Below are 26,395 nucleotides of genomic sequence, written 5' to 3'. Positions count from 1 at the left end.
CTAAATACCCTCCAAAATAGAGACCCTAGGGTCTTATTTACAATTAGGAAAATAAAACCTTATTATTTATTGAAAAATAATGCAATTTTGTTTTGCTATATGAGACCAAACATTATAATCATCCTATTACTGCTGCTGAGCATAATCGCCACTCACTATGGGATGGAAGCAATCGTCTCACATAAAAGCGCTATCCTAAGCACCTATATGGCCAGTGAATCTCCTATAGTCATCGCCCAGGAAAAAGAAAACCAAACCGATCCCATCTATTATTACACCAATAAACAATTGTTCAAACCGCTCGCACAATTCAAACCGGCAAAAAGCCAGGATAAAAATAGCTATTGGTTAAAAAAGGTAATTTCCCTGGATGAAAATACCTTAACGGGCGATTATGTGCTGTCATTTGATAACCTAACGTTTGTCGACATGGCGCTCATCGGTATGGAAGGACAAATCATCGAGCGAAGGAGCGCCGGCTTATTTTGTAAAAAAGCAACGCTATCCCCTAAAGGAGGGCGTGACCATTTTAATATTCATTTAGACAGCAACAAAGTTTACACCATTTTACTGCGGGTCAAGCACATTAAAGGCTATACCCCGTTTTATGACTTCCGCTTACAAACACAGAAGGACTACCTGAAGAAAGTGCAAGGCATCAATCTTACCCATGCTTTTATGGAGGGAGCCATTATTGTATTGCTACTGTACATAGCTTTTGCATGGCTCGTTTCGCGCTATAGGCCTTATATCTGGATATTTTGCTTTTTACTATTTATCGGATTTTATAGTTATGGGCTGCAAAATCAATTTATAGACATTTTCTTTCCCAATAATCCGCAACTTGGATGGAGCCTGGTATCGATATTTAGAAATCTGGCGGGGATTAGCTTCTCACTGTTGACAATTGCCTTCTTAAATCTCAAGAAAATAAGCCCCCAATATTATAAGCTGATGCTTGGGCTCATTCTGCTGGTCGTAATGACGTCTATATTCAACTTTATCAATAACTATTGTTTCGCCAATTTTAAACAGAGCAATTCGATTAACCTCTTTGTCGGCGTGGTATATGTCCTCTTCTTTTCGAACTTATTCATATCGCTTTGGAAAAAGATAGACAGGATGCAGCGCTTCCTGATCTACTCGGTAATTTTTCTCGTCATCGGCGTCAGCATACTGATTTATTGTGGATTAATCTTGAAGGAACAGTCCATCCAATATGTGTCTATCATGACGCAGTTTTTTGTTTTATGCATCACCATGATCCTCTTGATCGGCATTCGGCTGAAAATACGCAAGTCAGAACTGGAACATCACCAAACCATCGAAACCATTGTACTGGAGCGGACAGCAGAGCTCAAAAAAGCCAATGATGCCCTCTATAAGCAGCAGATTCAATTGCTTCAGAAAAACCATTATATCGAAACCCTCATTGATGAGGTCAACCATCGGGTTAAAAACAACCTCCAGCTGCTGTATAGTTTAGGGAGCCTGTGCCGCTCCGATCATGGCAACCAAAATATACAGTCCATGCAGGACCGAATACATGCCATGATGCTGGTAAACCAGTTGCTGGTGTACAATCAGAATAGTCAGCTGAAACTGAATATTTTAGTAGCGGAAACTGTTAGCTACCTGAGACAAATGCATGATCCCGAAGAAACAATAGCGATTCAGGTTGATGTTACCCGAGACTGGCTGGTCACCACCCAAACCTCTATTCCCTTGGCGCTCATCATTACGGAGCTTTTGACAAATAGCTATAAGTATGCTTTTCCGAAGGATACAGTCGATTCGCCGGCGATTTACTTGAGTATACTCAAAAATGAATGGGGAACGACCATGCGGTTTGAGGATAATGGCGTCGGCGCGAAAGCTCCTGCACCTACAACTTCCTTCGGAATTGGCCTCGTTAAGGACCTGACCAGGCAGATCAAAGGAACGGTGACCATTCATCCGGAAAACGGATTTAAATATTTAATTGAATTTAACAATATCATATGAGCCTAAAAGTATTAATTGTAGAAGACGAAATGATCATTGCCCGATTTATTGAATATCAATTGCATTCACTTTACACCGGTCTGCAGCTGCACATTGCACTTACTGTGGATGAAGTGGATCAGTATATGGAACAAAACACACCCGATTTGGTGCTCTGCGATATACAGCTCAACGACCGGCTGGATGGTATTGAATTAATGGAGAAATATACAGCAACGAAGCATTTCAGTCTAATCTTTATCACTTCTTATCAATCTAAAGGTAGCATAGATCGCGCAGCTGCCCTCCGTCCAGAAAACTATATCATTAAGCCATTGGGAGAAAATCGCCTCTATGCAGGCACGCATATGGTGATCCGCCGCCTGCAGCAACAAAAGGATAAAAATCAGACCGTGGAAAAGCTGAAGACGTTGACACCCGCCGAGTTAAATATTCTTAAGCTCATTGCGCTCCGACATACCACCAAATATATTGCCGAATCATTATACCTCAGTCCATATACCATCAAAAATACAAGACACCGCATCTGCCGAAAACTTGATCTCAATGAAGAAAATAATGCCCTATTATCTTGGGCGATCGAACACCAGCATCTGCTTAAATTTTGAGATAAAAAAATAAGGGTTTGCAATGAAGCAAACCCTTTCCCATAAAATAAGAATTACGCAAATTATGTCGTCTGATCAAGTGGATCTTTGGATTGATAAAGCTCCCCGATCTTCAATACGGTACTGAATGTTTTCGGTTTATTGTTTGCAAAATTCAACACACCCGATACGCGGATCCCTCTTCCTTCCAAGGTGCTGAGTTCTCCTTTCTTTTTGAGCAATTTAAAGCGGACGGATACGTCTGATTTCCCTTCTTTTTTCTGTTCAAAAGGCACCACCACAATCTGCTCCAGATTGACAAGCAAAGCAGGATGACTGGGTTTGACCTCTTTGATCACCAAATTTTTAAGTGCGTTGTCTTTGGGTTTCGTACGAAAGACAAAGACGCCACTTTTTGTCCGATAGTCGCCGCTATACTGCCCCGGTCTGTCCTGAAACAGGTAATTGACCTCCATCGAAACAGCCTCGTTAAAGAGCTTTTGCTTTTGTTTTTGTTTTGTCTTTAAGATTAGATAAATGGAACTCAAAACAAGTACCGTAAGTGCTATAAAAGTTGCCATAATAAAATAGTTAATGAATAGGAATAGGTGAACCCAAAAATAAGGTAATCGTCTATAGCACACGAAAATGGGACGGGGACAAAAAGGGGACAATTACAAATCAGACCTTAAAAGGACAAAAAAGGCCTATCCGAGGAACAGGCCTTTTAGTGATTTCAGCTGTTATACTAGCTCAACTAATTGACAAAAAACGGGCGTATAATTCGAAAATTGAAAATAATGGCGCCCATTAATCAATCAACTTCGACTGATGACGTTCTAACGTATTGTAAATCTTTTTAACATCTTGCGATTTTTCCTTTTGCAATACCAAGATCGCATCTTTGGTATGAACAAGTATACTATCGCGCAAACCTACAAATGCAGTATAGATATCCGTACCGATAACCATATTACCATGCTCATCCACAGGGTGACCTGTCTGCTTCAAGTAATCATACATCGATTCAAAAGAGCCCAAATCTGACCATTGGAAGCTGGTAGCAACAACGCGAATTTTCTTGGAGCGCTCCATCACCGCGTAGTCAATAGAAATCGATGGAATATCTTTCGAAAGCTGAAGATCGAGCTCACCATTTTGACGATGTTTCCAAGCGTTATAAGCCGTTGCATACACTTTAGGCTCAAAATTTTGGAGTTCGGCCAAAAAGATATCTGCCCGAAAACAGAACATGCCCGAATTCCAAAGAAAATTGCCACGTTCAATAAAGTCCTCTGCCGTATCCTGGTTTGGCTTCTCACGGAAAGACAATACTTTGTCCTCCTTATATTCAATATAGCCATACCCGGTTTCAGGTCGGGTTGGCTGAATCCCAAAAGTAACGATATAGCCCTTATTCGCTTTTTCAACGCCCTCTTTTATGGCCGCAGCATACGCTTCATCACCCACAATGACATGATCAGACGGTGTAACCACCAAAATATCGTCTGGTTGCGCCGCAAAGGCAGCAAAGGCAATTGCAGCAGCGGTATTGCGCGGGGTTGCTTCAACAATATCGATGTAATCAATCTTATTGTTTTCCATCACCTCTCTACTCAAGGTATGATTGTCGCGATTTCCAACCACAATCACCTGTCCACACAACGTTTGATTGCGCTTTACGGTCATTTCAAACAACGATCCATCCTTAAATAGCGAAAGATATTGCTTCGGGTAACTTTTTCGCGAAAGCGGCCATAGACGGCTGCCTACACCTCCGGTTAAGACAACATGTATAATATTACTCATATTAAATTAGTGTTTCTCAGCTTCCTTATCTGCAACAACCCGGCGTAAACCCTCACTGGAGAAACGGTGTGTGCGCTTATTGTAATAGATCTCAATATTTTCTTCCACACAGTACTTACGGCCAGAGAAATCTTTGTCGCGATATTCTTCCCCGATAATACGCATATCGATCGGCAGTGCTTTGATGAGGTCAATCAAATCTTGCTCGGTCTCATAGGGAATGATTTCGTCCACATAGCGACAGCCTTCCAATTGAATATAACGCTCCACAATAGTTTGGGTTGGCTTGGCCTTCTCTGGAAAGACCTCTGATGGGTCGGTATTAAGACCAATAATCAAATAATCGCAGTGTCTCTTTGCTTCTTCAAGCATCATGATATGTCCGGCATGCAATAAATCAAAGACGCCAAAAGTAATTCCTATTTTCATGTTTTTTTAATAGCTGATGAGAACTTAATTAGATAGATTTCAATACGGTTTCCTTGTCCGAATTCGCTTGAGCTACAATACGACGTAAGCCTGAACTAGAAAAGCGATGATCTCGACTATTGAAATAAAGTTCAATTCCCTTTTCCTCACAATACGCCCTTCCCGTAAAGTTCTTCTCGCGGTATTCATCCCCAACAATACGAACATCAATATTAAAAGACCGAAGAATATCTTCCAAGTCCTGTTCTGTAGCATAAGGCACGATCTGATCTACATACTTACAGCCTTTAAGCTGAATATAACGTTCAACGACGGTTTGTGCTGGCTTGTTTTTCTCTGGACGGTCAAGTGTTGGATCTGTCTGCAATCCACAGATCAAATAGTCACATTGTCTTTTGGCATCTTCGAGCATTTTGATATGCCCTGCATGGAGTAGGTCGAATGCACTGAAGGTAATACCTATGCGCATTCCCTTGGCTGGGATTGTTATCATCATCAAAAATATGGATATAAAATTTATTAATAAAACGGCTATATTAGCTACTCAAAGATATAAAAATATCAAACTTAGCGTACTTTTTACACCGGATTTAAAACAGATTTAACGTAAAAATCATGCCAAAGAAGGAATATCGGCGTGCCGCAAATACAATTGCGCACAAGCACGTGCGTCAGAAAGCGCTTCGTGGTGATTAAGTTCGATACCAAGTACCTCACAACAGGCATTTAAACGGGCAGGTTTAAATCCTTTCCCTTGGTAAATTTTAAAGGTACATTCCCATTTTTCCTGCAAACCAAGTTGGTCGTAAGGTAAGTTGTAATAATTCATGGTTTTGCGAAGCACCCCGCGATCAAACAGCTCATTATGTGCGACCATAATGCGATTATTAATAAGCGGATAAATACGTGGAAAGATCTCTTTAAAAGTAGGAGCTTGCGCGGTATCCCTCGGGCGAATACCATGCACCCGTGTGGTCTGCCACATGTACTGATTTTGAGGAGGCTGTATTAGAGAATAAAATTCATCCACAATAATTCCTTGCTCAACAACGACCAGCCCAACGGCGCAAGCCGAGTTCTGATTTGCTGTAGCTGTTTCGAAATCTATTGCAGTAAAACTTAATCCTGATTGCATATTCCCCTCTTCTAAAGTTGAGGTAAAATTAACACTTTTTTAATTCTACCCAAACTCCGCGTGCTAAATCACACGCCACGTTGCATTAAGGTGCCTGAAACCTCTTTTTGCGGCATTTCAATAACTTTTGCTTCTGGTGCCAAATTAACCTGGGGTGCAAAAGCTTTTTTCCTCCTTCTATGCGCTTTAAGCTGCTTTAATCGACGGTGACGAATGGCATAACGCTCCTCCCCTTTGATATAATAATTATTGAAAATATGTTGCTTCCAGGTAAGATAAAATGCACTTAACGCAGACAGTACCGTGATGGCAAAAGCCCACTGTACCGGTGCCCCAAACTGTACAATATAAATAACAGAAGCCCCAAGGCCTAACTGAACAAGGCCATATCCTACAGAGACCAAGAGGCTATTATACCCCACTTCGTTACTTAACATATGTAACAAAAACGTGCGGTGTGGTTCGAAAATATGATAGCCCTGATAAACACGACGTGCTACTGACCAGCCAATTTCAATACCGTATACGCCAAGAAAAAGAATATAACTAAAATCACCTGTTTTCAAGATGAGTTTTCCCAACGCAAATAATAACATAAAAGATAACACAGCAGGCCCCACATCCCCGGCAAAACACATCGCTTTTTTTCGAAAGTTGAAGAACCCAAAGACCACAACTCCCAATAACGTATAGATAAGGAAGTCCTGCTCGATAAAATTGATCTTGGTATTTACGTATGTTAAAAGCCCTCCCATAACCAAAGTGCAAAAAGCAGTCATACCGTTTATCCCATCCATAAAATTGTAGGCATTGATTACACCTATCGTAAAGACAAAAGCCAATACCAAATAATACCAAGGATAGTTAAAGACACCAAACTCGTACACCATAAGCAAAACGGACACAAAATGTACAGCTAACCGCCAATTTGGATTTACACCCCTGATATCGTCTAGGAAAGAGATATAGGTTAATAACGTTAAGCCTAAAAAAAACCAAGGATATTGGTAACCGGAAGAAATAAAATATATAAACGAGGCAGCATAAAAAATAATACCTCCACCGCGTATAGTAATCTTTGTGTGTGAAGAGCGCTCGTTGGGTTTATCTATTATATTAAACTTATCAGCTATTTTCAAATAGAGCAGCTCCAAAATAAAAAGTAGTAGGAGTGTAAAAATATAATGCATAAAATATAATTAGTGAGTCAAATAAAGCCGTACAAATATAATAATATTAATTTTTATTTAAAAACGGATTAACCCTTATATTCGCTACAAAAAAATATATTTTTTTTGTAGCGAATATAATGCCACGACAACTAATTGTTTCTATGATTTGTTAAAATAAAGGAAATGTTACGATTAAATTCCTCTCGAAGAGGTTTTCGGAACAATTGTGATGTTAATAAAGCCTTTAGCTTAGATTTTAGTGACCTAATTATAGAACAGAAAACTTAAAACTATTTGCGAAGCAATAAATTATACATAAATAAGACAAGTTTGGGCGGTAGTAAACGAGCAGTTAGTCTTACAACCTTATTTCTGACAAATTGCTTCTTGTTAAATGCGCCTAAATTATATCCATAATTTAAAAATTTATTTTCTTTTTTAAAATAATGTATTCCGCTTCTCTTTTTGATCATTGCCAAACCGTCTCCAACTCTAAAATCTAAAAGCACGTCTTGAATATTATGAAATTTTGCTCCTGATTTCCATAACCTAAGAAATAATGCATAATCCTCAAATAGCAAAAACCTTCCATCGTATCCACCTGCATCAAATAAGGCTTTCTTTCTAATCATTATAGAAGGGTGATTAAACGGAGACCTAAAACTAATCTCTTTAACCAGTTGATCATGAGTTTCTGGACAATTTCTAAACCTATTTAGATCTCCTGGTACTTTATTGAACTCTTCAATATTGCTTCCCAAAACGTCTATATTCGGGTTAGTGGCGAGAAAATTAAACTGCTTCTCGAAACGCTCTCTTCTACAAATGTCATCGGCATCCATTCGTGCGATGAAGTCGTATTTACAAAATTCTGCACCTATTCTTAACGCATTTCCCAATCCTCTATTCTCCTTTAAAACAACGAAATCAAATAAGTTTGGATATCTAGTCTCAAATTCTGCTAAAATAAGGGATATTTCAGGATTTAAAGGACCATCTTGAACTAATACAATCTGATTAGGCATAAGATTTTGCTGACATATACTTTCTAAAGATTGTTTTAAAAATATTGGTGAATCTTTAATGTAAACGGAAATTAATACTGAAATGCCTCTCATTATTATTTTGTAAATTTTAAAACAGATTTAAATTTTTGAATCTCTTGCAAAGAATTGAATTTTTTAATTTGAGCCGGAATATATTTTGTATAACTATCCTTTTCCTGAATTACCTTATTCATATTTTCAGAAAGCAGCCTATAATCCATTACATTTTGAATAATTCCAGCCTTGCCTACAACCTCAGGTAATGAGGAATTATCGCTAACAATCGACACTTTATTAAAATACATACCTTCCAAAGGTGGGATACCGAACCCTTCATATAGACTTAGATAAACGATCGCTGTACACTCTGACAAAAGTTGCGCTTTCTCATCATCATTGACGTAACCCAAAAAATCAACTTTATCATTTAAATTGAGTTCACCCACTAACTGTAAAATACGATCATAATTCCATCCTAATTTACCTGCAAATTTATATCTCATTTGACTATACATCGGATATTTAATAAGAAAGTCTGCAAAGCCTCTCAACATATTCTCAATGTTTTTCCCTGGCTCAATAGTACTTAGTGTCAAAAAATAACTATTGTCAGAGAATTTTGTTTCATGGTTGAACTCAGTGACGAAATTATAAACGACTGATATCTTATTTGGATTAACTTTGGAAATATGAGCGATATCCCTTCTCGAGAAATCTGAGACTGTAATAATGTTAGAGCCCAGCTTCGCTGCTAATAACGATATTGACTTCACATAAATGCTTCGAAAAAAAGTATATTTATTCGAAACTTTAAATGGAATCATATCATGAATTGTAGGTATAACCCTCATCTTTTTGTTTACTTTATTTAAAAGTAATGGAATCGCCGGAGTAGGGGAAAAGAAGACGCCTTTACAAAACAATAGATTCAAGGGCAGATAAATTTGCTCATAAAGAATTCGGAAAAAGACATTATTCATTAATTTGACGCGCTTTATTGTAATTTTTTTCGATTGTTTAATATCAAAGAGACTAAAAGCATCGACTTTATCACTTGTCAATAGTATAATTTCTTCAAATAATTCCCAATCCGGATCATCAAAGTCCAATGAGCTAATAATTCTTTTAAAATAGTAACCCACTCCCGCTAATTTTTCGTCGCAAAAATTCAATAAATTAATATATAACTTCATTATAAAATACTAAATGTTCTTTTACAATCTCATTCCAACTAAAATTAGCCACTAAAGCAGATGTTTCCAATTTTGGAATAGCCTTACTGCTTAAAATAGTATAGAGCAGGTCTGCTCCGTCAGAAATATCGTCAAGAAGATAAATATATGGCTTGAAAAAGTCATTTACCTCTTTAATGCTAGATTTGCGGCTTACAATTATACAATTCGCCATTGCTGCTGCCAACATAGATCCTCTTCTACTCGAAATGCCGTCCGGAAATGGCAAAAAGCAAATGCGAATCTGCGACAGAATATCGGAAATCTCATCACTGTCCTTGTTCAAGATGAACTCGATAGGCAAACCTTCACATCTCTTCCGAAGGCTAATAAAATATGTTTCATATCTAGGAAGCACCTGTCCGACAATGCAGCATCTTATCGGAATAAGCAGACTGAGAGCTTTAACTGTATTAATAAACTCTTCTAACCCTTTTTCTGGTCTAATATGACCAAAATATCCAACATCAAATTTACGGTCCGAAAAACTTCTAAGGGCATGTTGAGAACGATCAATATTACTTCCAATATTTATTATTTTGATATCCTTGTTTCGCAAAAACTTATGTTTCTTGATATATGATAGCTCTTCGTGATTCGTACAGATTATTCTTGGAAAAAAATAGAGAAGCGCAGCTGTAAAGATCCTAGCTTTTTGTGTACGATTTGAAAACTCATGGATCGTAATTATTCGACTTTTTTTTGGCAAAAAAGCAAAAAGAAATAAGGGTAAAAAGCTATACCCATAGCCTTCAGTAGGGTATTGAAGATGATAGTAATCTGCACGATTGGACAAAAGCTGTCTCAGATAAATTGCAAAATTGAATAAATTCCAATTCTTCCTATAGAATATAGAAATTTCGTATCCAGACTTTCTGATCTCTTTATTCAAAAAATAAGTATAATCTCCAACGCCACAAACGTCTGGAGGAAATGAGCCAGTAACCATTGTAATTTTCATAAATTTTATTTCGTAATTATAGATTTATACGGCAAGTACAATTCCGGGTACCAGCTAACTGCACTTACTAATTGAAATAAGCCGTATAGAAATAAGAAGGCAAAAAAGATATATTTTGTTTGATTGTCGGCAAGTGGAAATATCCTACCGATCAAACAAATTTCAATAAAAGTAAAATAAGTGGATAACATTTGAAATACGGGCGATCCGTTTAGCGCAATGTAAAATGCAAATCCAATTATATATAAATTGAAAAAATACTGAGTTAATGAATTCAATTTGACTTTTGTATTCTTCAGAATGACAAAATAGAAAGCTAAAAAAATACTTCTTTTTATAACAGATAGCAATGTTTGGACAATTGGATTAATGTTATCAGAAACCATAGCCTCATTATTATCGGTATAATATTGCATCTTATCAACAAATTGATTGTTGAGAAATGACAATGACCTACCTAAAATTTCAAAAATCTTAAACGGGAGCTGTGGCATTCCTATTACTAAGGAAATGCCTAATATAATAAGAACTTTATTCCAGCTAAATATTTTACGTGGAATAAACCAAGAAACTAAACCTATAATCGAACTTCGATGAAACAAAAATCCAATCAATTGAAAAATTGCAAATCTTCCTTTATTCTTTTCATAAGCGTAATTGAACATAAAAAGTAATGCCCCCATGGCTATAATACGCCTATTGCTACCCATAAATTGAGCAACGAAATATGCATTGTAAAAAACAAATAGCGAAAGGCAAGGACTGAATGAATTTTTTTTTAAAAAATAGTAAATGATATATACTGCTAAAAAGCTATCTATTAATAAAAATACGGCATAATCTTGGGAGAAAATTCTCACCAAGGCATTCAATAACACATACCCTAAGTCGAAACTATAAACATTTAATAAAAATGTCCAATTTAACTCTAAATCATCGAAGAGAGCCTTATAAGTATCCCAATCTGTCCCTGTCTCCCACCTTAATCCAGTGAAAAGAAACAAAACAAACATCATGAAAGTAAACATTAAATTTCGATATTTTCTGAATTCGTGTATACTCTCTAAAAATGCTGTAATAAAAATTAATATATATAGAAAAATATAGATATACCCTTCTACAAATAATTGCTTGATCGCCTCTAACATTTACTCTTTCAGTTTTCTAAATGTAAACACTAAACAAAGTAATTTAAACATACCAAGGGGAAGGATTCTCCTTAGAAAAATTAGAAAAGGAGTACTACCATAATAGACCTGCAACTTCCCTACAATATAATTTTGATAACCCTGATCTTGAATAGATTTATTAAACAATACATGCTCACATAAAGCTTCAATATATCTATCCTGATTTTTAACAGCTCGATATCTCAATTTTTTTATTAAATCATACCGATAAATACCTATACCTCCAAATGCAGATGTAACGGAGAAGTAGGAAGTCTTATTTAAACGTTCAAAAAGAGTTTTTTTTTCTAAAAACATCTCCCTATTGGTTGTTTGCGGGAACTTTGGTTTCCACTGCGCTAGATATGCATACATATCATGATATACTTTATTAAGTTGTAAATTAAGCAGTTTAAAATCGGTATATCCATTTGCAAACAATGCGCCCCAATTATTAGAGGGACAATTAGATATAGCATCATAGATAGCGTTTGGGGAGAATTCAATAATATCTATATCTATCATAATGACATAATCGATATCGAAAGGAATTTTAGACAAATGATCCATATAGATATTGCGATAAAAACTCATTTTCTCTATTCGATGTAAACTTGTTCCAGGAAACGGGTTATCTACATCTCTAGGTGGAATAGTTAACGTGTTATAATCCTCTGACAAAAGTATTACTCCTTCACATGTATTTTTCCACTCTAATAGAATATCCTTTGTACCATCCACACTATCATTTTCAACAACAATCACACTGGATAATCCAAATAGACTTCTTAAATACTCAACTTTAGGAATATTCTTTTTTAGAGATTGCTCACAATCTCTTGCCAAAGCACAAACAACTATATTTTTATCCACAATTATTTAATTCTCCTTTTTAATCAAAAAAACACTTTTTTCAGCCCGGTAATATTCACTAAAAAACACTAAGATGTTATTATAATGTCTCAGAGGGAGAGCAAATTTTAAAAATTTTAAAAACATCTTTCCAAGTCTAATACCTGAGGAATTACTGGTTAAAACATTGGGATCTGAAGATCCTATCTTTTTTACTCGATCGTGGGTAAGAAATTTATTGCTTCTCAGTAAACGATAGAAAGCTCCTGTCGATTCAAATGGATCTTCTATATTCATTTCTGCCTCTAATACCCTAAAAATACGTCGTTGGAACGGTATAATTCTTTCGAAATTTGAAAACCAGTTGAAGCCATATGGCATTTCTGTATATTGAAGATAATTATGCGCAAAAACAGCATCCGCATATTCATCGAAAATATTCTTAAAACTCGGGAATGTATCAATGTTATATCTCGGATGTCTCCGATTTATAACGGCTGGGTTTCTGGGATTAAATCCAGAAAAATGGAAGAAAAGGAGATCCATCTTTTCGCCAGTACGATTATTAATAACAAAATATTGACCTGAATCTTCTAAAAGAGTTCTTTCATGTAAATTCCAGATTGCTGTATTGATACCAACATGATGTGATATCTCTACATTGTTTGGAAAATAAGCAGGAATAAAATCGAACCACTTTTGATCCACATGCAAACCATCAAATTTATCAGCGTAACATTTGTCCCGTAGCCTATTCATCCACCAGGATACTACTTTATTGCCTATTTCGCTATTTCGAATACCTAAAAAACCTAAGTTATAAATCCCCACGAATAAAATCTCTTCTTCAGTTACAGCACCTGTATAATTTTCTTCTATCGTCAAATAATGAGGAGTAATAAAAATATCTTTCAGTTTTAACTTGTCAAATATGTAGGTTAAATCTTTGATCACATAAATATCGGGATCTAAATAAACAACATTATTATATGTTTTAAACAAATAATGGATACAAAATGGTTTGATACTTGTCGAAAATTCGATGACATTATATTTAAAAGCCATAGCTTTCCAGCCAGGTAGCCAAGAATCATCTAGCTTAATGATAAAAGGATCTTCCTGGACACCTTCGAATGTATCAGCGATAAAAATAAAGAAATCAATTGAATGATTATTTCTTATAAATGATTCTCTCAATGTCAACGCTTGCGCTAAGTAGTTCCTTGCGCAGACTGTAAAAACACATTTATCCTTCATATTTCCCAGTTTTATTTAGTAGCCCATGTATTAAGCCCAATAATATTGATTTCAATTTTTTAATCTTATCCTTTTCACCAATTATGACCTTTATGAATCTCTTTAAAATATGCCCCTCTAGCAGTACTTTTTTATATGACTTTTGAAAAAATTTTGGATATTTTCTCCAAATAATTATGTGATTTCTCACTATATAATAAGTGCGTAAGGGAGAATAGTTGTCCGTAGTGAATCCACCATATATCTTTTCCGGATAACCTACCTCATGCTCTAAAATGACATTTGTAAATACTAAAGTGTTCAAACCCAACATTGCCTTTACTCTATAGCAATATTCATAATCTACAGCGTCAATAAAAAGTGTCTCATCGAAATAGCCCGCATCTAAAAAGGTCTGTATTGGAAAAATCGTTCCAGATGTAATACTGTCAGGTACAAGTAACGATGATTGATCTTCACTAAATACCAACGCTCCCCTATTGGCAATATTGCAACAAAAAATTCCTATATCAGGTTTTAATGATGTCTTGATTAACTCCTTATATCTTTTAAGGTGATCATTTCTAAAATAACTATCCTGATCCAGGGTTAATAGGTGCGTATAGTTTTCTGATATGGATAACTTTGCAGTAATATTTAAGGCTCCAGCAATACCCAAGTTAACTCCGTCACCAAGAAATGATATTTTTTCTTGCACTTGTATATCGAAAAATTTTAAAATCTTTACTTCATCAACCGTAGAATTTTTATATAGAAATAGATGATCCAATTGATCAACCACACTTAGTATATTACGGTAAAGTGCCTCTAAATTGGGGTGAAACAATACTATAACTCCTGATAATTTCATCTTAACCTCCCCTTTAATAATACCTGCTTGCACGTTGAAAAATTGATATTGAAATCTTTAAAGACCATAAGAGGCCACTTCCAAGCTTGATAACAAAGATCTACTAATCCAGGAGCCAATACAAGTACTATCATTCCCCAATGAAAAATACCGAGACCGACAAATAGTAAAAGAATTGTAGCAACTCCCGAAATAATTGAAGGAACCATAAAAGGAATTTCATTTTTTGTAGATATGATTGCTCCTGAAATCCCTGAATTCAAACCCAGAAAGGCTGAAATAGCCATACAAGCCAATAACTTCTGATCTAATAAGCTTGTTTTACTTCCGATTAAGTTGAGAATGCTAGGGCCTAAAAAAATAAATAAGATACTGCCAGTGATAAACAAAATATTAGAAACAAGTAATCCCCAAATCACAATATTTCTAATCTCATCTTTGTTATTTTTTAATCTCAGCGCAGAAATCTTAGGCAAATAGGTTGATAAAACAATATTAGACCCCATGATCATTAAATCAATAATCTGCTTACTGATACCGAATGATCCAATAAGATGCAGTGGAATGTACATTGCACCTATAATAAGTGATGATTTTTGAATCAGAAAGCCTCCTAAAGACGTTATTCCATATTTAACAGCATTCGGTGAAATTTTAGATAGGATATATTTCCTATCTGTACTGATGGCTTGGTCAAGAAGGGGCTTATTTTCCGGCGTATAAAATGCCCTATTCATAAATACTCTAATAGTAAATACCGAGATCAATTGTGCAACGACAATAGCCAACAGCCCATAGCCTAATTTTATTAACACCCATGCAAAAGCGATGTACAAAATATTTCCAATAATCGAAATCCTCTTTATAACCCGTATCTTTCCTGATCCTTCTAATAAAGCTTCATAATAAAGTGTAAAAAGATTGTAGCAGGTCACTAAACAAAAGAGTCCCCAAGCGATCATTATTTCAGCTTTTCCGCCTGAATAATTGGAGATGAGATCGTAGAGATACGCTGTGCCAGCGCTAGCCAACAACAAAAACAGTATTAATGAAACTCGCGAATAAAACCAGCGCATACTTTTGATTACGCCTTTAAGAAGTCCAAAATTCACATTTTCACCTAAAGTGTGTTGTTCTTTGCTGAATCCTTTTACTTCAAGATCTTGAGCTCCCGACCAGATATAACTAACTACTCGGACGAAAGAAGCGTGAAATCCAAAATCCATCAGATATACTAATCCAGTAATAGTTGAAAAGACCATCCATATCCCAACATCATCACTTCCAAGGGATTTCAAAATTATAGGCAACAGGAAAATTGATGACCCCATTTTAAGTATAACGGCCATATAATTCCATATTACATCTACCTTATTAATATTCATATTAGAAAAATTATAAGGTCCTCAATTTCCGATCGAAAATAAGGATAATGGCAGCCAATGTAGATAATACTAAACCTAATACTACTGCAAAAAACAGCTTGCTAGCCTTTTGTTTTGTTAGCGGATAAATTGGTTCATCAACCTTTTGAATCAAAGGGGCTTCTTTCATCAATGCCATTTTGGACATCTCCAGATTTTGAACGAGTTGGCCTAGAATTGCTTTATTTGTCTCAGCCGAAAACTGGGATCGTTGCGTAGGGATCATACGCTGCGCCTGACGTGTTGGATTTAAATTTGGAGTTGCGTCAATAGCCGCAGCCGTAGCACTTATACTGCTATTCATAACGCGCCTTACAGAGTCTGTTTTGTACTGTAAAATATCTATATTATCTAATGATTTCTTCGTTTTAGTAGTTATATAAAACGTATTTACCTCATCGACAATAGCCTCGTTAAATTCTTTTGAAAAAAGTTCGCTTTCTGATGAAACGTCAACTTTTATAATAGATAACTTCTTATCAAGTTTATCTACCGTAAGGTTTTTTTTATTGATATCCACAACGATACTTTGCAAAATACTATCTCTACTACGTCGCAGATTTCCATCTGTGGCTTGATTAAAATTAATTTTTAACAAATCTGGAGACTCTTGCTTCCATTTATCACGTGTATGATTTAAATCCAAATAAAGATCTACAAGTAATTTTGAACTATCATTATTGCACGGCTTTAGTAAAGCTGACTCTATCATTTTACGGGACTTATATAGTTCAAGTAAATTGTCGCCTTGGAAAATACCCCCTCCCGTACTGCCCAGGTTAATTCCTACCATGGCTGCCATTCCTGCATATTGTCCTAAATTACCACTTTGATCGCCTGATTCCAACACGAATGTGGTAGTAGCAATATAAAGTGGTTTCTTTAATTTAGCATAGTAAAATCCTGCTAACGCTCCAGTTAATCCTACTAGAACTAAAATATACCATTTTGAAAGAAGATATGTGGTCCATTTTCTTACGGTCAAAATTAGATCTTTAAGTAAAATAGGATCTCCTTCTCTATCAATAATTTGATCACTTTTGCCCATGATACTATCTTAATAAACTAACAATAATAGCTGCTAAAGAAGCAATACCCGTTCCTAATCCAACCCATCCCTGAGCACTCATGCGCTCACGAGGAGCTCTTTTAGGTACAACAATCTCTGCGCCTGGCTTAACTTCTGGATATCCGCCGTCTTTGCCCTTTACGGCACCATTCGCATATTGTACAAAAACGCGCTTCTTCAACGCATTGTCTGTAAATCCGCCTGCTTGGTTCACATAGTATTTTAGGCTCTTGCCTTTTACATAGACCACATTGTTTGGGTTCAACACCTCACCCACAACCTTCACCGTTTCTAATTCCTTAGGCACATTGATAATATCGCCATCCAAAACCAAAAGATCACCTTTCTCGTAAGGTTTTTCTAAGATTTTATTCAGTTCAATCCCTACGAGGTCGCTCGGCTCGATATCTGAGTCTGAAGTACCTTGTTGTGATACTTTTGCCAAAGCTGCACTTTTTGCTTTCGTACCATCATAGTTTCTTTCAGTATCTTGATCTAAGCTCGTATCTTTCGGATTGCCTTCTTCATCAAGCCTATCCTTCTCCAATTCTTTCTTCAATCGCTCCTGCTCCTTTTTCTCTGCTGCTTTTAATTTAGACATGCCTGTCCTTTTTAATGAAGCACCTTCGGTATAAGCATACGTAGTCAAACCGCCTGCGCGCTTGATAATATCTGAAATACGCTCATCCTCACGCATAATCGTATAGTAGCCCGGATATAATACTTCCCCTTCGATTTTTACCTGACGTTGGGTGCGGAAACCAGCATCGCCCAAAACGGAGATAACATCGTAAGGTTGCAGCGTCATATTTGGATCTGTAAGCACACCATCTTTAATATCAACCAATACAGTTTGTGAAGAGCGATGGTCGGTCACATCTAAGTTTTTGATACGGCGTGCGATTTCTACACGGGCATTCTTAGCGGCCTCGGTCAATCCGCCCGCTTTCTGAATGAGATCGCCCAGCGTTGCATTGCTGGCAAACGGAAAATCACCCGGAAAACGGACCTCACCCTGTACAGTAAATTTATATTCATCCCTTAAATCAAAGATGGACGAAATCTCAATCTTATCTTCTCGCTTTAATGGAATATCGGCTGCAGTTCCTGCAAGGACGTCACGTACATTGAAATTGATCAATTCGGACGTATTGTCTGCTTTAAGACGATTGATGATACCGCGTTCCAAGAAAGCATCTTCACGCACGCCATCGGCCATCTCAAGCACCTGTTTTAACGTCATACCTGGCGCTAATCCAAATATGCCGGGACGAAATACGGCTCCTAACACACTGATACGGTTGGCAAAACGATCCAAAATAGGTTCTACAATATATTGATCGCCACTTTTGGGGGTGTAGTTTGCAAACTGGTCGGCGTAAATATCTTGTACACTGCGCTCGCGGCCTGTGGTCTGCAACACTTTAACCTTGGCACTATAGGCATTTTCGGTAAAATCGCCCGCATAACGCAAGATATCGGAAAGGGATTCTCCGGGTACGGTCTCAAAAATAGCGGGGCGCTTGACTTCGCCCTCAAATTGTACTCTGGCTCCGTAAACGGGGATATGAATAATATCTTGATCTTGTAAACGGATATTGCCTTGTTGAATGCCATTGGCTAAAAAATCGTACACATCGATCGTGCTGATCACGCGGTTACCACGGATCACCTGGATCTTCCGGTAGGTACCATTTTTATTGGGACCACCTGCGGCGTACAGTGCGTTAAACACGGTCGCTAACGAAGGTAAACTATAGGTACCCGGTTTGGTAGCCGCCCCGGTTAAGGTAACACGGATGGTACGGATATTACCAATGGTGACATTGACCTGCGTACGTCCAGAGCGTATTGCGGGGTATGTACCGCTCAAACGTTGTTCTATTTTACTTTTTGCTGCAGCAATGGATAAACCCGCCACATTGATCTGACCTACATATTCTACTTTAATTGTTCCATCGGGACTTACGGGAAGTTGATAGGAGGCTTCGTTATCGCCTGTAATATCTAAAAGAATTTCATCGTCTGGACCAATAATGTACGAGCTAGGTGTAGCCATACGCAGATTGGGCTCAAAGGTGATGGCATTATTCTTAAAGAGGTCTGAGCCAAAGATCTTGAGCTTGCCTTCTTCATTTTCCATCGAATCTCTTCTATTCGTCTGCTTATTTTGCAAAGAATCTGCATTGGAGTAACCATCTACCTGACGGCCATTGCTGCGCGTATTGCGCGATTGGCTGGAAGATACTTGTGACGGATTTGGCTGCTGTTTTTTACGTTTGATATTCGCCAGACGTTCTTTTAATTTTTGAACCTCGACAGCTGAAACGCCCTGCGCACGTGCAAAGCCATCTAACTGACTTTCGTCGTAACCCATTAAAGCGGCCTGTTTGACATACTGTTCAATCTGTGCGTCACTTAGATTGTCTACTTTTATATTGGCAGGATTGGTCTGTGCGTGTACTGTACCCACAAATCCTGCTATGCATAACCATAATATTATTCTTTTCATCGACACTGCGGTATTTGCCGCAAAATTAGTAAAACTATTTAATTAAATGATTGAAATATTTCCTGAATCGGCTTTTCAACTGTAATTGATTCGTTATTCAACGAGACTTTGAAAAAGTCTATTGTAATAAACGTAAAAACTATTCCTTTCGCTACACAATAGTGTAGTGGAGCATCATCGTATTATTTTTTTTATTTAACGAAATAGTTAATCCAATAAGAAGGCTTATATTTGCGCATGCGCCAAATTATTTACACAAAAGCTATTCTTATTACGTTAGGATGTGGCCTATTGTCTTCTTGCCTAAAAAAAGATCTTTACCAAGGCAATAAGAGCGAAGATGGAAAAGAAGTATCACCTCCCGATAACGGCGAAAATGCAAACCGATACGTCTACCCCTTTGCTGAGGAAAAGACGGGACAAGAAGCGGAACTTATCATCGAGTTTCAACCGGGGCAGGAAATATCCCAAACGCCCACTGTAAGTATTCCGCCACTAAAATATAATAAGAGCTTATTGTTTATGCTCACACAGGACGACTGTAAGCAGTCGGCATTCAGCATGACCTGGGCAGCGATTAATGGCAAACCGATAGACCGCTCGGACATCAAACGGAAATATTATTTCGATATTGAGCACCTGGAAGCTGATGATATGCCACCAAACAGTTACCTGCTGGGCAAAACACTAGGCAGTACGGATGGCGTTGGCAATGAAGTCAGGTTCCATTTTACCACCACGCTGGCGCCGGAATGGGCCTTTATGAACGATCCAACAGTGGTAAAGAAAGGGTTTAAGGAAAATTTCTTCCGCTTTTATATGAAAGCTGGTCTACGGTGGAACAACGTGATCGAAATGATTAACGACGGTAATGCCATTGCTTTCCACGACCTCAATACCACCGCAGTCAACACTGTTGACTCGCTGATTAAGCATTTTGACCTTGCGCAACAAATCACTAAAAAACGGTTGAATGGGCGAAACATGAAATTTTTGGCCGAGCCAAATGGAAATAAATCGTACCTCCAGGCGGCACTTGGCTTTCCGGCAATACAGACCATGACGGCACAGACCGGTGCCGATAAGCTTATCCCGTATCAGGTCAATTCGTCCCTAAACCAAAAGACTTTGGCCCGGGTATTTGTCAATCGCGCGGCTGAGGTAGAAAAGCTTGTCAACGATGCTGTCGCAAAAGATATGGCTAACCGCGAGGCTGTCCATATTGGTGTGCACGAAACGGATCAGGACTGGGCTCAGCTCCTGCTCTGGCTCAACGATACTTATGGAAAAGACGGCAAGGACATCTTGTGGTTTCCTTCGCAAGAGGAGTATTACGAATACAATTATAACCGACAAAACAGCCTGATCAGCAGCCGTATCGACGGGAATAAGTTGATCGTGAACGTCAAATTACCGAATCAAGCGGATTTCTACTACCCTGCGCTAACATTAAATATCAGCGGATTAGACAAAAATAGCATCAAATCCATCTCGTCAAATGATGCTGTAACGGGGCTCACCTATGGCAATTTTGAAAAAGGCATCAGTGTTAATATAGACTGCCGCACATTTATACGACAACATGCAACACACTATGTCGATCGCTATCTCGCTAAAAAATCTGCCGCAAACCTGTTAGATGCAAAGTATCATGTCCATGCGCTAAAAGATTCGGATGAAAAGAAGAAGCTGCTTCGCGCTCTGGGTATAGAGTAAAGAATCACAGCGGAAAGAGTGGACATTTATGGGACACCGTGGAGCGGAAAAACGCCTTGTTATAAAAATGAGAAGTTAACATTGCAGGACTTTGTACGCCTGCAGCGGGCTCCAGTAAATGAGTTTGAGTGGCAGTCCGGACCGAAAGGCTTTATCGCGGTATTACCCAGCTGTACTTCTATCCGGTGGAACAAGGAATTATTTTCCAACATGAATACCATTTTGGAAAAAATCATCGCTCAGGCTCCTGTTGGCTACTTAAAATGCTTACCCGATGCGGCTGCGGCAGAACTGTGCCATTCTTATCTTTTTTCGAACGAATAAGAACAATCAGATTCGTACTTTGTTCGTACCTGCTTCGGATGCGGACAGACTTTGACCCAATAGGCAACAGACCTTGACCAGATCCCGAACAGGAATTATCTGTTCAGTACCTGCACAAAATTTCTATACGTATTCATCAGCCCCGAACGCGGTCCGAAGACAATACGAAGAACGTGCGAAGAAATGAAATAAAAAATCCCCCATTTGTCGACGAGACCTTTGGGGGATTTTTTTATAGCTTTTTTTGATTAGCGTTTCTTGAACATGCCGCGCTCGGGACGGGGATTGACCAGCCCTTGGCTAATGCTTCTGCGGCTTTTGCTGCTCACAGTATTCAATGCAGCCTTAGTTGTGATACCGGGCAAAGCATCATTCAATGCCGTAGCCAGCATCGTCTCCTTTTTATCACCAAAGTCGACAAAAACATAATCATCAACATTACTTTTATCGGGACTAAGTCCGTCCCAATACTCAGATACACCTTTTGAATTGCGGAGCATAAAGGATACTGGCCAAAAGGAGACTTTATTACGAATCACTTCTTCAAAAAATCCTACAGGCTTACCGTAGGTTCGGCTACCCGAAGCGATCACCTCGACGGTCAGATGTGGTTTGAGCACATTGATCAACATCTCTGCCGCTGAGGCAGTACCTTCGCTCACAAGAAAGTAAACTTTAGTCAGATTGAGACTACTGCTCCCACTGAAATAGGTATTTGCAAATTCCTTGCTGAGCTGTGCATCATTTTTGATGTAATCGTTTACATCATAGGTCAACATCAATCGCTTATCCGCACCGATGGTTCCAGCGATTTTATCGGCAACATACACGGAGGATTCGACGTAACCTCCTCCATTGTAACGCAGATCAACAATCAGGCTCTTGATACCGGCAGTTTGAAACTTCGTAAAGGCATCGTCCATATTCTTTTTGTTGGTCGCACTGCTGCCAATCTCTTCAAACGAAGACAGGGCCAAATAACCAACACTACTGCCATTGTAGGTGTAGACCTCATCTTTATAAATTGGATTGATCGTATAACCATTGGCGTAAGTAAGATCTTCGCTCATCGTTGTCCCGTCCTGATGTTTAACCTGCAGTTTAAGTGTACCCGCGTCCAAGGCTGCATTCAGTTTGTTCATCATCTTGTCCCGAGCACTGGCATCATCAATGCTGCAGCCAGTAGCTGTACAGGTAACAGCAATGGAATAGTCGGAATCGCCGTTGACAGCTGTAATAAAATCAGACCGTCTGAAACCCGCTTTTTGGGCAGGCGATCCGCCCTCGACAAAATAGATGATAGGCTGTGCTGTCTTCCCATCTTCAGTTCCCAATTGCACATAGATGCCATACCCGTCGTTCGTATCCATTTTAAGCCTGCCAGAAGCTGTTGTTCCGGTATTATAACCATCTAGCCCCAACATATAGGAAAACCGGTCCAATACACCACCTGAATAAGAAGCATGTGCTGGGGTCATTTTCTTCAATGCGTCGAGCACCAAATCTGCTGAGCCATATTTATCGGTGAATTGAGAAGGATCACTGGTATAATCAGGAATGGATTTGTCCCAAAGTGAATATAACTTATAATACTTATAGATATCATCTTTGATCAGCTGCGCTTCGGTACGCTCCACTGGTTCGGGTTCAGGCTCAGGCTCAGGTTCAGGGCTATCCTTTTTACAAGAGAAAACTAAAAGTCCAGTCAGTGCTAGGATAGCCAAACGTCCTGTTTGTTTTAATGGCGCTACGTTCATAGTTGAAACATTTGTAAAACAAACATAATTAATTTACTCCGATCCACAATAAAAAAAACACGCTGACCATGGGGAGTGCCAACGTGTTTACTACCTATTGAAAAACGTTAGGAGAACAAGCAAAGGCATAAGATAGTTTTAACAAAATCAAAAAATACCCGCCAAGCCCGTTTTTTATAACATATTGATTTAATACTTATATTTCTCTTTCCATTTGTCCCGTAAACTCTGTCTCAATTTTTCCTCCTGTGAATTTTGCCCAGGCTCATACAATTTGACGCCACTAATTTCTTTGGGCAGAAATTCCTGAACGACAAAGTTTCCCGGATAGGCATGTGCATATTTGTATTCGGCCCCATAATTTAAGTCCTTCATCAATTTGGTCGGCGCATTGCGGATATGCAGCGGTACAGACAGATCACCAGTTTGTTTCACCAAGGCCTGCGCTTTATTGATTGCTTCATAGGAAGCGTTGCTTTTAACTGAAGTCGCCAAATAGATAACCGTTTGCGAAAGAATGATACGTGATTCGGGCCACCCAATAACATTGACAGCCTGAAAGCAATTGTTTGCCAACAACAAGGCATTCGGATTGGCATTGCCAATATCTTCAGAAGCTAAAATCAACAACCTCCGTGCAATAAAGGATGGATCCTCCCCGCCTTCGATCATCCGTGCAAGCCAATAGACCGCGGCATTCGGATCAGACCCCCGGATTGATTTAATAAAAGCCGAAATTATATCGTAATGCTGCTCACCCGCTTTATCATAAATGGCCATATTTTGCTGTACCTGCTTCAAAACAAAAGCATTTGTAATTGGCTCTTTGTGCAGTACAGCAGCATTCACAACCAATTCGAGAACATTCAACAATTTACGCGCATCGCCACCAGACAACCGCAACAAGGCCTCATATTCTTCGACAACAATCGCTTGTTTCTGTAAATATTCGTCTTCATGTAATGCTTTTTGAATTAATCCAATCAGATCTTGTTCCGAAAGATGTTCCAATACATACACTTGGCAACGCGAGAGCAATGCGGAGATGACCTCGAACGATGGGTTTTCTGTTGTTGCACCAATCAGTGTCACAAGCCCGCGTTCAACAGCCCCTAAAAGTGAATCTTGCTGCGACTTGGAAAAACGGTGAATCTCATCAATAAATAAAATGGGTTGATCTTGGTTGAAGTTCATCAGCCGTTCGGCTTTTTCGATAACTTCACGAATATCTTTCACCCCTGCCTGAATTGCACTTAATGAAAAGAAAGGCCGGTCGAGCGCTCTTGCGATCAGCAAGGCCAAACTTGTTTTCCCAACCCCGGGAGGTCCCCACAAAATCATGGATGGAATATTTTTTTGCTGGATCGCATGATAGAGTACCGCATCTGGGCCCACAATATGTTGTTGTCCCACATAATCACTCAATTGCCGCGGTCTAAGTCGTTCTGCTAATGGAATTCGTGTCGCCATAACACAAAGTTAAAAATTAAACGGCACAGCAACTAAATATTTTAGCTTTATTCATCCAAACTTTTCGATGAAGAGTTCTGCAAAGCGATAAGCATCAAGCTTTCACACGCATAGTTTTGAGGGTCATCATTCGCCGTTCGCTATTACTTTAACATTTTTTCACACAATTTTTCGTCATATTTGCGCTATGATATATGTAAATTGCTTTTGGCAGCGCATAACCGACCGTACAGGTTTATCGAATGAAGGAGTAGATTGCTCAAATATGTCCTTTAGCTAAATTTATGTAGACGTTAATAATAACGTAATATTTTATGAGAATGACAAAATACTGGATTGCTATAGTTACCGCTTTGACTGCATTCATGAATATACCATGTCAGGTAATCGCACAGGATGCCGCCAAAGATTATACGGGCGCAATAAAACAATACGATGCTTCCTTTAAAGGTATCGGTCCAGAGGTCTATTTTTTACCACCTCCAAAAACGGCCAATGAAATACTAGCAGAGAATTATGCAGACAAGAAGTCTTTCAGCAAAGAAATTGCCAGGCAGCTCCTGCTCCAGCGACTGTTATTGCAACTGCGGAGCACCAATAACGTGGGCCATTTTCAATATTTGATGAACCCCATGCCCACTGCGGCAAAGAGCTGGGATAGTGCTATAGAGAGGCAAACAAAAGCTGAAAACTGGATTGCTGGCTATGCGCTTGCCAATGAAGCAGCCCTATTTTCAATTAAAAATAACGATAGCAGCAACGCCTCAAAATTTCTATATCAGGCGCTTTCCTTGGCAAATCGTACCGATAACAGGGATGATATTGCTACCATTAATATGAACATCAGCAATTTCCAGCTGTATCGTGGAGACTTTGTACGTGCTGAAGAGAGCGCACAAAATTATCATACCTATGCCATGAAGAGCAAAAGCTATGCAGACCAAGCCAACGCCTGGCTTTTAATTGCTATGGCACGAGCCGGTCAGGGAAATTATAAAGCTGCCGAAAACAATATTATCCGCAGTGCGATCCCTTTACTCAATAAGGCCAAAGCCTATGAGGGGAAGATTTTCGCATGGGAAATGCTTGCTGAAATTTATTTTAAGCAAAATAAATTTACCGAGGCTCAGTGGTTTCTGCTACAGGCTCGCGACTTGGCCAATGCAAAAAAACTATATAGCGAGCTCGCTGAAATCGAATACTTGCTGGCCTCATCCAAGCAAAAAGATGGAAATTATAAGGTGGCGATCAAAGAATTTGTGCAGGCCGCTGAATTGGCTTCAGATGAAAATAACAAACAGCTCTCACTGGCAATATTAGATAAACTGGGTGAAGTATATCTTGTGCTAAAAGATTATCCATCTGCTGATCAGACCTACAAAGCCTATACGCAGTTGAAAAATGAATTGTACAATTGAAACATTTAAAACAATCTACCCCTTCTACTGGTCTGTTGAAAGAGCCGTCTACAAAGACATTTTAAGCTTTTTGTAAATATTGAAGGATAAATCAAATAAATTTTTAGATTCTGCGATAATGTGCTACGAATTTCACTAAATTTAGCACGCTTATCAATAAGAGCTGAATATTTTTTAAATAAAAATGATTATTAAAACCGTC

23 protein-coding genes are annotated in these 26,395 nt (G+C 38.4%); 5 read left to right on the top strand and 18 right to left on the bottom strand.

Translation table 11 applies throughout. The annotated features are described in order from the left end of the window. The first annotated feature begins 99 nt into the window (after positions 1 to 99). Entirely contained in the window at positions 100 to 2,004 is a 1,905-nt protein-coding gene (locus L1283_RS04440; RefSeq protein ID WP_429625829.1) for a 7TM diverse intracellular signaling domain-containing protein, read from the top strand. Then, positions 2,001 to 2,612: a response regulator gene (locus L1283_RS04435; protein ID WP_429625828.1), complete on the top strand. Its 612-nt coding sequence runs from the start codon at positions 2,001 to 2,003 to the stop codon at positions 2,610 to 2,612. The genes L1283_RS04440 and L1283_RS04435 overlap by 4 nt, the downstream gene beginning before the upstream one ends. Before the next feature lie 62 nt (positions 2,613 to 2,674). Here the strand turns inward: L1283_RS04435 and L1283_RS04430 are convergent, their stop codons facing one another. The 16 genes from L1283_RS04430 to L1283_RS04355 all read right to left on the bottom strand — a co-directional run bounded on the left by L1283_RS04430 (position 2,675) and on the right by L1283_RS04355 (position 19,508). After that, on the bottom strand, positions 2,675 to 3,172 hold the full coding sequence (locus L1283_RS04430; RefSeq protein WP_429625827.1) for a hypothetical protein: 498 nt from the start codon (positions 3,170 to 3,172) through the stop codon (positions 2,675 to 2,677). Between the two features lie 229 nt (positions 3,173 to 3,401). Then, the gene (locus L1283_RS04425; RefSeq protein ID WP_429625826.1) at positions 3,402 to 4,400 is read right to left on the bottom strand and encodes a mannose-1-phosphate guanylyltransferase; all 999 of its coding nucleotides are present in this window, start codon (positions 4,398 to 4,400) and stop codon (positions 3,402 to 3,404) included. 6 nt (positions 4,401 to 4,406) lie between these two features. Next, positions 4,407 to 4,829: an adenylyltransferase/cytidyltransferase family protein gene (locus L1283_RS04420; protein ID WP_182983049.1), complete on the bottom strand. Its 423-nt coding sequence runs from the start codon at positions 4,827 to 4,829 to the stop codon at positions 4,407 to 4,409. Between the two features lie 28 nt (positions 4,830 to 4,857). Beyond that, complete coding sequence (locus L1283_RS04415) at positions 4,858 to 5,325, bottom strand: adenylyltransferase/cytidyltransferase family protein (protein WP_259655417.1); 468 nt, start codon at positions 5,323 to 5,325, stop codon at positions 4,858 to 4,860. A gap of 117 nt (positions 5,326 to 5,442) precedes the next feature. Beyond that, a complete protein-coding gene (locus tag L1283_RS04410; RefSeq protein WP_429625825.1) occupies positions 5,443 to 5,964 on the bottom strand; it encodes a 3'-5' exonuclease in 522 nt (173 codons plus the stop codon). A gap of 68 nt (positions 5,965 to 6,032) precedes the next feature. After that, positions 6,033 to 7,154: a UDP-GlcNAc--UDP-phosphate GlcNAc-1-phosphate transferase gene (locus tag L1283_RS04405; protein ID WP_429625824.1), complete on the bottom strand. Its 1,122-nt coding sequence runs from the start codon at positions 7,152 to 7,154 to the stop codon at positions 6,033 to 6,035. Between the two features lie 272 nt (positions 7,155 to 7,426). Continuing rightward, positions 7,427 to 8,254 carry a glycosyltransferase gene (locus L1283_RS04400; RefSeq protein WP_429625823.1) on the bottom strand — a complete coding sequence of 276 codons (828 nt, stop codon included), beginning with the start codon at positions 8,252 to 8,254 and terminating at the stop codon, positions 7,427 to 7,429. A 2-nt stretch (positions 8,255 to 8,256) separates the two neighbouring features. After that, the gene (locus L1283_RS04395) at positions 8,257 to 9,375 is read right to left on the bottom strand and encodes a glycosyltransferase family 4 protein (RefSeq protein ID WP_429625822.1); all 1,119 of its coding nucleotides are present in this window, start codon (positions 9,373 to 9,375) and stop codon (positions 8,257 to 8,259) included. Then, complete coding sequence (locus L1283_RS04390) at positions 9,359 to 10,375, bottom strand: glycosyltransferase family 4 protein (protein ID WP_429625819.1); 1,017 nt, start codon at positions 10,373 to 10,375, stop codon at positions 9,359 to 9,361. Before L1283_RS04390 ends, L1283_RS04395 begins: the two co-directional genes overlap by 17 nt. 5 nt (positions 10,376 to 10,380) lie before the next feature. Next, complete coding sequence (locus L1283_RS04385) at positions 10,381 to 11,403, bottom strand: EpsG family protein (protein ID WP_429625940.1); 1,023 nt, start codon at positions 11,401 to 11,403, stop codon at positions 10,381 to 10,383. A 120-nt stretch (positions 11,404 to 11,523) separates the two neighbouring features. After that, complete coding sequence (locus L1283_RS04380; RefSeq protein ID WP_429625818.1) at positions 11,524 to 12,417, bottom strand: hypothetical protein; 894 nt, start codon at positions 12,415 to 12,417, stop codon at positions 11,524 to 11,526. A gap of 6 nt (positions 12,418 to 12,423) precedes the next feature. Then, positions 12,424 to 13,653 (bottom strand): hypothetical protein, encoded by a 1,230-nt coding sequence (locus L1283_RS04375; RefSeq protein ID WP_429625817.1) that lies wholly within the window; start codon positions 13,651 to 13,653, stop codon positions 12,424 to 12,426. Further along, positions 13,643 to 14,503 carry a hypothetical protein gene (locus L1283_RS04370; RefSeq protein WP_429625816.1) on the bottom strand — a complete coding sequence of 287 codons (861 nt, stop codon included), beginning with the start codon at positions 14,501 to 14,503 and terminating at the stop codon, positions 13,643 to 13,645. The genes L1283_RS04375 and L1283_RS04370 overlap by 11 nt, the downstream gene beginning before the upstream one ends. Beyond that, positions 14,500 to 15,888, bottom strand: coding sequence for an O-unit flippase-like protein (gene wzx, locus L1283_RS04365; RefSeq protein WP_429625814.1), 1,389 nt, complete (start codon positions 15,886 to 15,888; stop codon positions 14,500 to 14,502). The genes L1283_RS04370 and wzx overlap by 4 nt, the downstream gene beginning before the upstream one ends. Before the next feature lie 10 nt (positions 15,889 to 15,898). Next, positions 15,899 to 16,975, bottom strand: a complete 1,077-nt coding sequence (locus L1283_RS04360; RefSeq protein WP_429625813.1) for a lipopolysaccharide biosynthesis protein — start codon at positions 16,973 to 16,975, stop codon at positions 15,899 to 15,901. A 4-nt stretch (positions 16,976 to 16,979) separates the two neighbouring features. Further along, positions 16,980 to 19,508, bottom strand: a complete 2,529-nt coding sequence (locus L1283_RS04355) for an SLBB domain-containing protein (RefSeq protein ID WP_429625812.1) — start codon at positions 19,506 to 19,508, stop codon at positions 16,980 to 16,982. Between the two features lie 237 nt (positions 19,509 to 19,745). Between L1283_RS04355 and L1283_RS04350 the strand changes: the two genes are divergently transcribed. Further along, on the top strand, positions 19,746 to 21,224 hold the full coding sequence (locus L1283_RS04350; RefSeq protein ID WP_286851180.1) for a hypothetical protein: 1,479 nt from the start codon (positions 19,746 to 19,748) through the stop codon (positions 21,222 to 21,224). Between the two features lie 18 nt (positions 21,225 to 21,242). Then, complete coding sequence (locus L1283_RS04345; protein WP_286851181.1) at positions 21,243 to 21,548, top strand: hypothetical protein; 306 nt, start codon at positions 21,243 to 21,245, stop codon at positions 21,546 to 21,548. A 248-nt stretch (positions 21,549 to 21,796) separates the two neighbouring features. Here L1283_RS04345 and L1283_RS04340 read toward each other — a convergent pair whose 3' ends face one another. Both L1283_RS04340 and L1283_RS04335 read right to left on the bottom strand, forming a co-directional pair. Continuing rightward, on the bottom strand, positions 21,797 to 23,305 hold the full coding sequence (locus tag L1283_RS04340) for a S41 family peptidase (RefSeq protein WP_286735564.1): 1,509 nt from the start codon (positions 23,303 to 23,305) through the stop codon (positions 21,797 to 21,799). 189 nt (positions 23,306 to 23,494) lie between these two features. Beyond that, positions 23,495 to 24,775: a replication-associated recombination protein A gene (locus tag L1283_RS04335; protein ID WP_070565875.1), complete on the bottom strand. Its 1,281-nt coding sequence runs from the start codon at positions 24,773 to 24,775 to the stop codon at positions 23,495 to 23,497. Between the two features lie 314 nt (positions 24,776 to 25,089). On the opposite strand from L1283_RS04335, the gene L1283_RS04330 reads away from it, so the two are divergent. After that, entirely contained in the window at positions 25,090 to 26,193 is a 1,104-nt protein-coding gene (locus L1283_RS04330) for a tetratricopeptide repeat protein (RefSeq protein WP_429625811.1), read from the top strand. The last annotated feature ends 202 nt before the right edge of the window (positions 26,194 to 26,395 follow it).

Source organism: Sphingobacterium sp. HSC-15S19 (genome assembly GCF_050433745.1).
GTDB classification, from domain to species: Bacteria; Bacteroidota; Bacteroidia; order Sphingobacteriales; family Sphingobacteriaceae; genus Sphingobacterium; species Sphingobacterium siyangense.
This window is presented reverse-complemented; position numbering and strand designations above follow the sequence as displayed.